The 10,943-nt window shown below is 69.1% G+C and carries 9 protein-coding genes; all 9 read left to right on the top strand.

Annotated features, from left to right (window positions below):
• Positions 1 to 17 precede the first annotated feature (17 nt).
• On the top strand, positions 18 to 722 hold the full coding sequence (locus tag U1839_RS17225) for a class I SAM-dependent methyltransferase (RefSeq protein ID WP_332804820.1): 705 nt from the start codon (positions 18 to 20) through the stop codon (positions 720 to 722).
• Between the two features lie 411 nt (positions 723 to 1,133).
• On the top strand, positions 1,134 to 2,003 hold the full coding sequence (locus U1839_RS17220) for an AfsR/SARP family transcriptional regulator (protein WP_332804819.1): 870 nt from the start codon (positions 1,134 to 1,136) through the stop codon (positions 2,001 to 2,003).
• A gap of 90 nt (positions 2,004 to 2,093) precedes the next feature.
• Positions 2,094 to 2,330 carry a hypothetical protein gene (locus U1839_RS17215; RefSeq protein WP_332804818.1) on the top strand — a complete coding sequence of 79 codons (237 nt, stop codon included), beginning with the start codon at positions 2,094 to 2,096 and terminating at the stop codon, positions 2,328 to 2,330.
• Between the two features lie 11 nt (positions 2,331 to 2,341).
• Positions 2,342 to 3,331, top strand: a complete 990-nt coding sequence (locus U1839_RS17210) for a hypothetical protein (RefSeq protein WP_332804817.1) — start codon at positions 2,342 to 2,344, stop codon at positions 3,329 to 3,331.
• Complete coding sequence (locus U1839_RS17205) at positions 3,324 to 3,770, top strand: hypothetical protein (RefSeq protein WP_332804816.1); 447 nt, start codon at positions 3,324 to 3,326, stop codon at positions 3,768 to 3,770. The genes U1839_RS17210 and U1839_RS17205 overlap by 8 nt, the downstream gene beginning before the upstream one ends.
• 18 nt (positions 3,771 to 3,788) lie before the next feature.
• Positions 3,789 to 4,385: a hypothetical protein gene (locus U1839_RS17200; protein WP_332804815.1), complete on the top strand. Its 597-nt coding sequence runs from the start codon at positions 3,789 to 3,791 to the stop codon at positions 4,383 to 4,385.
• Positions 4,386 to 4,410: 25 nt separating this feature from the next.
• On the top strand, positions 4,411 to 4,938 hold the full coding sequence (locus U1839_RS17195) for a hypothetical protein (RefSeq protein WP_332804814.1): 528 nt from the start codon (positions 4,411 to 4,413) through the stop codon (positions 4,936 to 4,938).
• A gap of 48 nt (positions 4,939 to 4,986) precedes the next feature.
• A complete protein-coding gene (locus tag U1839_RS17190; protein WP_332804813.1) occupies positions 4,987 to 8,466 on the top strand; it encodes a S8 family serine peptidase in 3,480 nt (1,159 codons plus the stop codon).
• 29 nt (positions 8,467 to 8,495) lie between these two features.
• Positions 8,496 to 10,943 carry a phospholipase D-like domain-containing protein gene (locus tag U1839_RS17185; protein ID WP_332804812.1) on the top strand — a complete coding sequence of 816 codons (2,448 nt, stop codon included), beginning with the start codon at positions 8,496 to 8,498 and terminating at the stop codon, positions 10,941 to 10,943.

Below are 10,943 nucleotides of genomic sequence, written 5' to 3'. Positions count from 1 at the left end.
GAGGGCGGGGAGGCGGAATGGCTGACGGCTGGGCGGAATCAGCGGCGGCATGGATCGCCAGCCTCGGTGAGCGCGGCGATTTCGGGCGTGCGTATGTGCTCGACCGGCCGATGCTGGAGCGCGTCGCGCGCGGTGGCTTCGCCACGGCGCTCGATGTCGGCTGCGGGGAGGGGCGGTTCTGCCGCATGCTCGCCGAACGCGGGATCAAGGCGACGGGCATTGACCCGACCGAACCCTTGCTCGCCGAAGCGCGTCGGCGCGATCCGGCGGGGGACTATCGCCTCGGTCGTGCCGAGCAACTCGATTTCACCGACGCCTCGTTCGATCTGGTCGTCAGCTACCTGTCGCTGATCGACATCCCCGATCCCGCCGCGGCGATCGCCGAGATGGGGCGGGTGCTGCGGCCGGGCGGGTCGCTGTTGATCGCCAATCTCGCCAGCTTCAGCACCGCCGGCAGCTGGTCGGTCGATCTGCTCGGCCGCGTCCGCTTCGCGATCGACCATTACCTTGTCGAGCGCGCCGCCTGGGCGAGCTGGCGCGGCATCCGCGTGCGCAACTGGCACCGGCCGCTCGGCAGCTACATGGCGCTGCTGCTCGACGCCGGGCTCGTACTGCGCCACTTCGCCGAGCCGGCGCCCTATGGCGGCGATCCGCGCCGCGCCGCGCGGTTCCGTCGCGCGCCTTGGTTCGTGATCATGGAGTGGCAAAAGCCGTCTTCATGATGGTGACGCATCTCCGCCAGCATTGCCGACGTTTCGTCGCGATCCGCGCTTCAAGCTGCGCAGCCCATGGCGCGAAATGACACGTAACGTGCCGCAATCGTTCCAGCATAACCTTAGTTAAAGCTGCCCAACTACCATATAAGATCCATGTCATATCGGTGCTATTCGATGTCGCATTTGTATGATGCATCAGGCATCCGCGATAGACGGGGATAAATGTACGACGAGTTTGCCGGCCATATTAAGATGAATGCCTTTTTATTCTTGCCGCCTTTCGGTGCAGGGAACAGCATGGCGGCACCACGCGGCGCGAGTCGCGCGGGTACGGCGCGGTCGTCACGAGGCGATCGTCGGTCCGGGGGTCGCAATCCGTTCTATTCCCGGGGGGATTGCGTGGCGCGGTGGAAGCTGATGGTATTGGGTGTTGCTGCTGCCGCACGGGTCGGCGGTGCGCCCATTGCTGTCCCGCCCAATTGCTGGCCGCTGTTCGGCTACCTGCTCGCCACGCCGCGCCGCGAGGCGCCACGCGATGCGCTCGCCATGGCGTTATGGCCCGATCATGAGAGTGATGCTGCGCGCCATTCGCTGGCCAGCGCACTTTATCGCATCAGGAGCGCGTTCGGCGATCTCGCCTGCCCGATCGAGGCCAGTGGCGAGCGCGTCCGCTTGCGGCTCGATGACGCCTTGTGGGTCGATATGCTCGCTTTCGAACGCCGCGCCGCGCCGCTCGCCGCGATTGCGCGCACGGTGGTGCTCGATCCGCCGGCCCGGCGCCGGCTGCATCGCTCGCTGCACGGCTATGGCGGCGATTTCATGCCGATGGTCGACGCCGAATGGGCGCTGATCGAGCGCGAGCGGCTGCGCTGCCTGCGGCTCGATGCGCTCTATGCGCTGGCCGGCATTCATGCCGGCGCCGACGACTGGCGTGCCGTCGTCGCCACGACCCGCGCGCTGACCGCTGCCGAGCCGTTGCGCGAAGATGCCCACCGGCTGTTGATGACGGGCTATGCCCGCACCGGCAACCGCGCGCTGGCCTTGCGGCAATATCGCCACTGCGCCGCCGTGCTTGCGGCCGAACTCGGCGTCGAGCCGATGGACGAGACCAGCGCACTGTACCGCAGCCTCTGTGCGCCGGCCGGCCCTGCCGCTGTGCCGCCATCGTCGCCACCGCTCGCGGTCCCGGCACCGGGAAGCACCGACCTGCGCGAGGTGCTCGCCGCCACGCGCGACCAGATGCGTACCGCGATCGGCCTGATCGACCACGCGCTCGCCGGGCCGTGATGCGGCGGTGACGATGCCGTGATCGCGGCGTGACGGGCGCCGTTCACAACGCCTTCCGACTCGGGACTTCAGGTCCCTCGGACGAGCGCGATGAACGGAGCCGACAATGACGATCAGGTCCCAGCCGCTTCGCATTTCACCATCGGTGGCCGCGCCGCCACGCTGGTCGTGCGCGCCTGGCTCGAGCCGGTCGCCGGCGGCGCGCCGGTCCTGCGCGGCACCGTTGCCGAGCTTGGCGGGCGGATGCTCGGCGCGTTCGACAGCCTCGAAAGCCTTGCCGCGCTGGTCGACCGCCACGTCGCCCCGCCCCCTGATCCGCCCGAATGAGGAACCCCGCCATGTATGAGGATTACCCCCTGCTGCGTGCCAGCCTCGCCCCGGCCTATGCCGAGGCCGACGTCCACCAGCTCGATGCCATCGTCCGCCAGATCTATGGCGAGGGGGCCAGTGCCGAGGATGTCGAGGGGCTGTTCGACGATATCGGGCGTGGCCTGTCGCATGCTGCCGGTGCGGTCGGTCATTTCGCGCAACAGGCCGCGCCCGTCATCGGCCGCGCCCTGCCGGCGATGGCGCAGGGCGCGATGGCCGGCTCGGCGCTCGGCCCATGGGGTGCTCTTGCCGGGGCCGTGGCCGGCGGGGCTGGCGGCATCCTGTCGCAATCGAGCAACCCGACCGCGCGCGCCGTTGGCGGCGGCATTGGCAGCGTCAGCAATCTCGTCTCGACGGTACGCGGCGGTGGCGCCGGTGGCCCGCTCGCCGCGCTCAGTGCGATCGGTGGCGGCGCGCGCGGTGGCGGCGGTAATCCACTGGCCATGCTCAGCGGTGGCGGTGGCGGCGCCGCCAATGGGTTGTTCGGCATGCTCGCCCGGCCCGAAACGCTGCAGGCCCTGTCCTCCGCCGCGATGGGCAGCTTCGGGCGCCAGGCGATCCCCGTCGGCGGCCAGCAGATCCCGGTGCACATGCTGCTCAGCGCGCTCGGCACGCTGGCCAATCGCTCGGCGCACGAGGCCGCGGAATATGATGAATGGGCGGAGCACGTCCCCGGCTTCGTCGCCGAGGCCGGCGAGGCGCTCGGGGTCGACATCGAGGATGCCGAGGGGCGCACCGACACCTTGCTCACGCTGCTGGCGCTGTCGCCGTCGATCTGGGGCCCCAACGCCCAGGCGCGCCCGGTGACGGTCAACGTCGCCCCGCCCGAACCCGCCCCGCCACCCGCGCCGCCGCTTGTCGTCGCCGGTGAAGCCTATGCGATCGAGGACTGGGAGAATGACGAGAACTGGTCGGTCGGCGAGGCCGAATGGTATGAGGAGGAACCGGCTTATGGTTGATCCGGCCCTCGCGGCGGCCGATCCGGCCGCGCTCGCCCAGCAGATGATCGCCGATCTCCAGCGCAGCAACCCGCAACTCGCGATGCTCGCCCAGATGATGCAGGCGCGCGCCATCGTGCCCGAGCCCGTCGCCGACGATCTCGGCGACGAGGTGCTCGCGCTGGCCGAACGCCTCGCCGAGGCGGAAGCGCGGATCGAGGCGATGAAGCGCCAGGCGCGCCGCCTGTTCGAGGCGCATCGCGGCGCCAGCGAACGCCTCGCCGAACTCGCCGCCGCGCTCGGCGCCTGCGGGCTGTGCTGGGGCGAGGACGATTACTGCCCGAGCTGCCGCGGACGCGGCCGGCCCGGGATGGTCAGACCCGATCTCGAATTGCGCGCGCGGCTGCTCGGCCCGCCGCGCCCGCGACCTACGGTGCCCGAGCAGAACACCACTCACTGACGGCGAAAGGACAGCATCATGTATAGCGCGTTTGAAGATTTCGGCGAACTGCTCGAAGATATCGAGAGCGATGAGTCCTACGAGGCATTCGAGTCCGACGAGGCCGTGCGCGGCCGCAGCCGCGGCCGCGCGATGCCGCGGGTACCGACCGCCAGGCGTGGCAATCCCGTGCCGCAACCAGTTGCCGGCGGCTATGCCACCAAGGCCGAGCTGAACGCCACGGCACAGCGGCTCGACGCGCGCATCGCCACCAACAGCAAGGCGATCACCACCGTCGATGCCCGCACGCGTACGATCGAGAGCGAGAACCAGAAGCTGCGCGCCAGCCTCAAACACGAGATCGCCGAGCGCACCAAGGCGACCGACGCGCTCAAGAAAGGGCTCGATGAATCGCGCCAGCTCGCGATGATGCTGCCCCTGCTCAGCACGACCGAGACCAGGGTGGTCGACGGTGTGCCCAACGTCGTGATCGACAATGGCGATCAGATGTCGAAGCTTCTGCCGATCATGCTGCTCAGCGGCGGCTTTGGCGGCTCGTCGGGTTCCGGCGGCGGCATGTTTGGTGGCGATGGCGGGATCGGTCCGCTCGTCATGATGATGGCGCTGACCAAGTGATCCCGCGCAACCCAGGAGACGGAACATGAGGTTCGATCCAAGCGCCTTCGCGGTTGGCACGTTGATCGCGCGCAGGGAGAAAGTGACGGGCGCGGCGGCGACGACTGCCGGTATGCTGATGGGCATCGCCGGGATGACGCCGACCGGCGTTGTGCTCCTGCAAAGCTCGGTCGGGAGCGCACGGCGCCGGCAACGGGCAAGCGAGACGGACGAGGCGGCCGGCACGCCCCAGCCGACGCCCGGCGCCTCGGGCACCCCACCGCCGACGCCGAGCGCGTCGGGCACCCCACCGCCGACGCCGAGCGCGTCGGGCACGCCGCCGCCGACGCCGAGCGCGTCGGGCACGCCGCCGCCGACACCGGAGCCGACACCAACGCCGACACCTGTGCCGGTAGGCATCACCGCGGACGATCTGAAAGCCGGGCTGACCGATGGGTTCGCGCAGTTCGGCAAGCAGATGGAAGCGCAGAACGCCAAGCTGCTGGCGGCGATCGGATCACTTGCCGCCAAAATCGAAGCGCAGAACGCGGCCAACCCCGGAACCAAGAAGTAGCCCCAGCTGGCGCCGGTGCGTCGTATCCCTGGAGAAAGGTGAAACGCGATGGATCCCGCACTCCAGGAACTAATCGCCGAGGGTGAGCCGGACGACGAGGTAGCCGTCGTCGTCCGGCTTCACCATGGCGCCCGCGCGCCTGCGGCGCTGCGCATCGTCGCCGAATTCGGTGTCGTCGCGACCGCGCGGGCGCGGCGCGGCCTGCTCCGCGCACTCCATGCCGATCCGGCGATCGCCAGCCTCAAGGCGCCGCGCGATTATGCCCGCGAGCTCGAGACGATTCACGGTGCCGGCGAGGCCGACGGCCCGCCCGATGCCGCGCCCGACGATGTCCGCCGACCGCCCGGCCTGTCCGAAACCGGGCGTGGCACGGCGGTGTGCGTGATCGACTGGTCGCTCGACTATGCCCATCCGGATTTCCGCAATGCCGATGGCTCGACCCGCCTGCTCGGCCTGTGGGACCAGCGCGGTCCGGCGGCGCCAGCCAATCGTTATGGCTATGGCCGCATCCACGCCCCCGCCACCATCGATCGCGCGCTCGGGCAGCCCGATCCGTTCACGGCGCTCGGCTACACCCCTGCCGCCAATGCGCACGGCACGCATGTGCTCGGCATCGCCGCCGGCAACGGCCGCGCCGGCGGACCGCAAGGTATCGCGCCCGAGGCGGGCCTGATCTTCGTCCATCTCGGCAATGGCGGCGGCGATCTCGGCAACTCGATCGAGCTGCTCGAGGGGATCGACTTCGCCGTGCGCACCGCCGGTGAGCGCCCGCTGGTCATCAACCTCAGCCTCGGTCGTCATGCCGGGCCGCATGACGGCACCTTGCTCGTCGAGCGCGCGATCGACTGGCTGCTGATCAACCGCCCGGGCACTGCCGTGGTGCAGAGTGCGGGCAATTACTATTCGCGTGATGTCCATATGGCCGGGCGGATCAGCGAGACGCGCGCCGCGCTGTTGCCGTTCCGCATGACCCAGCGCGACGCCGTCCCGGTGTCGGTCGAGATCTGGTACAATGGCGCCGACGAATTCACCGCGCGGATGCGCGGCCCCGGCGGCGCGTCGGCCGCCGCCGCGCTTGGCCGCAACGCGCCGGTGCGGCACGCCGACGGGCGCGAGATCGGCTTTCTCTATCACCGCATCGCCGACCCCAATAATGGCGACAATCTGATCAACCTGATCCTGCGCCGCGAGGCGGCGGCGGGCGTGTGGGAGATCGAGATCGAGGGCGTCGATGTGGTCGATGGCCGCTGGCACGCCTGGATCGAGCGCAATGCGGCGTGCCGGCCGTGCCAGGCGCAGTTCCGCCACGACCTTGCCGAACCGCAATCGACCACCGGCAGCATCTGCAACGCGCTGCGCACCATCGCGGTCGGCGCCTATGACGCCCACGACCCGGCGCACCCGCTGCCTGATTTTTCCAGCGTCGGGCCCACCCGCGACGGTCGCCGCAAGCCGCTGCTCGCCGCGCCCGGCGTGCGCGTGCTCTCGGTCAGGTCGCGCAGCGACCCGTCGGCGGCACCCGGCTATCTGCGCATGAGCGGCACCAGCATGGCCGCGCCGCACGTTACCGGCACGCTCGCGCTGATGCTGCAGGCCGCCGGCCTGCAGCGCGTCACCGCGCTGCGCCGGACGTTGTTCGCCACGCTCGCCAATGCTGGCACCGACGAACCGCGCTGGGGCTATGGGCAACTCAACATCGTCGAGGCGGTGACGCGTGCGCGCACGCTCCCCGCGCCGCCCGCCACGCCCGCCGCGCCGCCGCGGCTGATTCCTCCCGCCTCGCATGCCAGTGAAGGAGGCACGATGCCGCCCGATTTGATCGATACCGCGACGCGCTTGGCGCGGGATGGTGTGTCCCCGACCGATTTTCCCCATGCGCTGGTCGGTGAACCGGCAGCGGCGCTGCTGCGCCGCGCGCTCGATCCGGCCGATCGTTCGGTCGGCGTCGTGGCATGGCACGGGCAGCGGCTGGTCGATGATCTACGGGCAGGCGACATGCTGCTCCGCCATGGCCCGACCCGCACGGCGAGAATGGCGGTGATCGCCGACCCGGTGCCGCTCGGCGGCGGCGCGATGCGCCGCCGCGGCGTGGTGACCGAGGGGGCGATGCCCGGCCGCTATGTCAGCGTGATCGAGCCTGGTGGCGGAACGATGGGCTTTGCCCGGCGCATTACCGGGCCGGACGGGCTGATGCTGCCCGATACTGTCGTGCTGCGCCACGCCGGCGAGGGCGGCGATGAGGCGGTTCCCCCGCCATCGGGGCCGCACCCGATGATCCGCCGAGGCTCGTCCGGCCCGGCGGTCGCCGAGGCGCAGACCAAGCTCAACCGCGTCCATGCCAGCCGCAACGCGCTGGACCGCTGCCCGCTCACCGTCGATGGCATCTTCGGTCCCAACACCAGCGCCGCGACCGTGTCGTTCCAGCGCTTCGCCTTCCCGGGCCAGCCCAGCGAATGGGACGGCGTGATCGGTCCCAAGACCTGGGCGATGCTCGACGCCTATGGCGCGGACGATACCCCGCCCGTGATGCCGCACGTCCTGCCCTGGGTCGACCGTGGCCCACCCGGCATCGTGCCGATCGTCTTCCCGCTGGGCCTGACGTGGCGCACGGACAATCGCGGGGGCGTCGAGCCGGTGCCTTCTTTTAACGCGTTCGGCGCGCGGTCCGCGTCGCTCGATTCGTCCGGCCCTTCCTCCGAGCCGATCGATTTCGACGATTTCGAGGTGCCAGACCTGCGCACCTTTCTTCTCGACGCGGGGCTGGACGTCACCCCGCGTTGGTTCGGTGTCGCAGTGTCGAATGGCCTGGATCGCTTCGACAATTTCAATGTCTTTTTCCATCCCCAACCAGACGCCAAAGATGTGGCGGAAAGAAATGACACCTATGAAAGATTTGGTGGATCGTGGCGCAAGGTGTTCGGCTACGTCCGTGCGCTCGGACGGCAGCTGGTAGGGTCGGGCAAGAAACAGATTCTGGTCGTGCCGTTCGTGCCGCCGTCCGATTATACGGCCAAGAACAGCTTTCTGCACCAGCGTTGGCAGGAAATTCTCTCTTCCATCGGTGATCATGTCCAGACGACATTGCTCGCGGAGCGTGAGGTGGCGGGACCGCAGCAAGCGAGCCGGGTGGCCAATCTGATCTTGTCCAGCTTCAGCATCGGGATTGCCCCGCTCGACAATTTCCGCAGTTTGGCAGCCGGCTCGGCGAGCGTTACCAGGGAAATCTGGGATTTTGACGGTCACTACGCGCAGCAGTTCAAGCACATCTCGCTTCGCCTGCGTAACCAGTCGATTCCCTTGGTCCAGTTCGACCAAGTGCCGGCGCCGACCCGTCGGCAAGCGATCCGGGTACATCGCATCTATCATGTGCCCGGGGCGAGCTGGTCGAATTTCCCTGCTCATAAAACCGCTACCAAGAAGCCGGTGATCGATCCGCATGGTGACGCCTTCACGACGTCACAGGAAGTCCATCGCCAGATGACCGACACGATGGCGCTACACGCCTTTCGCACCAGCTCCGTGGGGTAACGATTGGCCCAACGCGCAAAGGAGACGTCATGACCCAAGACCTTCTCGACGCTGCCTCGCGGCTGCTCCGTGACGGGGTAGCGCCCGCCGACTTCCCACTGGCGCTCGCCGGTGAACCGCCGCTGGCCATGCTGCGCCGCGCGCTCGATCCCGACGATCGCTCGATCGGCGTTGTCGCGTGGCACGGTCAGCGCCTCGCCGGGGAGCTGCGGCCCGGCGACGTGCTGGTGCGCCACGGGCCGGCGCGCGCGCCGCGCGTCGCGGTGATCGCCGATCCCGTGCCGCTCGGCGCGGGCGCAATGCGGCGGCTCGGCGTCGTCACCGAGGGGCCTTTGCCCGGCCGTTATGTCCGCGTGATCGAACCCGGCGGTGGTCCGATGGGCTTCGCACGGCGCATTACCGGACCGGACGGGATGATGCTGCACGACACCGTCATCCTGCGCCGCGCCGGCGCGGAGGCGGACGAGACCGTCATGCCCCCGCCGGGGCCGCACCCGCAGATCCGTCGCGGCTCGTCCGGTCCCGCCGTCGCCGAAGCACAGACCAAGCTCAACCGCGTCCATGCCCGGCGCCATCCGCTCGATCGCTGCCCGTTGACGGTCGATGGGCTGTTCGGTCCCAACACCGCCGCTGCGACGCTGTCGTTCCAGCGCTTCGCCTTTCCCGGCCAGCCCAATGAATGGGACAGCGTGATCGGCCCGCATACATGGGCGATGCTCGATCTCCACGCGCGCGCCGATGTGCCGCCCGACATCCCGCCGATCATCCCGCCCATCGTCCCGCCGATCATCCCGATCTCGACCGTGGTGCTGCAGCCCGACCGCTGGGCATCGATCCTGCGCGGCTCGCCCAATGCGCCGACCACGACGCAGAATGCCGTCAAGGCGCTGGTCGATGGCGATGCGACCTACCGCGCGATGGCCAACGATATCGCCGCCACGCGCGGCGACCGCGCGTTCATCTACCTGCTCGGCTGGGACATGTACGACAACTTCCCGCTGCGGCGGGGCGATTGCACCGCCACGCTCAACGCGTTGCTCACCGATGCCGTCGCGCGCGGGGTGCAGGTCCGCGCGATGGTGTGGGACAATCTCAGCAAGCCGCTGGTGATCCGCGAGCATATCGGGCGGATCAACGCCCTGTCGAACGGCGGCGGCATCGTCGATGGGCGCAATGGCGGAGCGACCCCGATCACCGCGGCCCAGGTCGAGGCGGTGATGGCGCTGGCGGCGGGCGCGGTCGTGGTCGCCGCGCGGCTCGACCCGGCGATCGGACGCGAATGGCGGCGGATCCGTGACGAGATCACGCGCAAACTGCAGGGCATCAAGGCCGCGCATCACCAAAAGGTGTTGCTGGTGTTCGACGGCGAGCGGCTCGTCGCCTATTGCGGCGGGCTCGATCTCAACCCCAACCGCGTGATGCCCGACATCACCACGTGCGGCACCGGCGCGCATGGCCCGGTCGGCGCCAGCGACCCGCAGCACGACACGCATTGCCGCATCGTCGGCCCGGCGACGCGCGAGCTGCTGCGTACCTTTGTCGAGCGCTGGCTCGACCATCCCGACGGTCGCGCGATCGACACCGCCAAGGGCGCGCTGCGCGGCGACCCGATCACCGGCATTCCCGCGCCGGCCATCCCCAATCCGTCGCTTGCCGACGCGCCGTTCGGCGGCAGCACCTCGGTGATCATCGCGCGGACCTTTACCCCGGTTGCCGGCGCGACGCGTCCGCCGCCCCGTCAGCGCGACATCGGCCGGCTGCTGATCACCGCGATCGCCAACGCGCAGCGCTTCATTTATATCGAAGACCAGTATCTGATCGACCTCGCCACTGCCCGCGCCCTTAACAGGGTTATCGACCGGTTGAATCACGTCACGATCCTGATCCCCGGCAACGAGATCAGCGGCGGGTTGATCTTCCCGCAATTCTACCGCCAGCAGTTCATCGACACGGTGACCGCCGGCAAGGGCCCCGACGTGGCGGCCAAGCTCAACGTCTTCCAGCTCAACAAGCCGCGCGGTTCCGCGCCCAACAGCTTCGGGCGCGAGAGTTATGTCCACTCGAAATGCTGGGTGTTCGACGACGAGCTGGCGGTGATCGGCTCGGCCAATTGCAACCGGCGCGGCTACCAGCATGACAGCGAGGTCGATGCCTTCATCTTCGACGACGCCAATGCGAGCCCGCCGATGATTGCGCTCGCCACGCGTGGCGAGAGTGCGGAGACCTCGGCGAGCGGACTGACCTTCGCGCAGCAGTTCCGCATGCAGCTATGGACCGAGCATCTCGGCGTGCCCGCCCCGACCGACGGCACCGACATATCGCAATGGCCCGGCTTCTCCTCGCCGATGGTGCCCAATCCCGCGCTCGGTGTGGTGCGCTTCGATCCGGTCCATCCGCCGCACCACCCGATCATCAACCGCGCGATCAGCATCGTGGCGCCGCGGCTGCTCGATCTGGTCGATCCGGCCTCGCCCTGA

It is taken from the genome of Parasphingomonas halimpatiens, from assembly GCF_036663795.1.
Taxonomy (GTDB): domain Bacteria; phylum Pseudomonadota; class Alphaproteobacteria; order Sphingomonadales; family Sphingomonadaceae; genus Sphingomonas.
The sequence above is the reverse complement of the archived record's forward strand: the minus strand, read 5'-3'. Positions and strand labels throughout refer to the sequence as shown.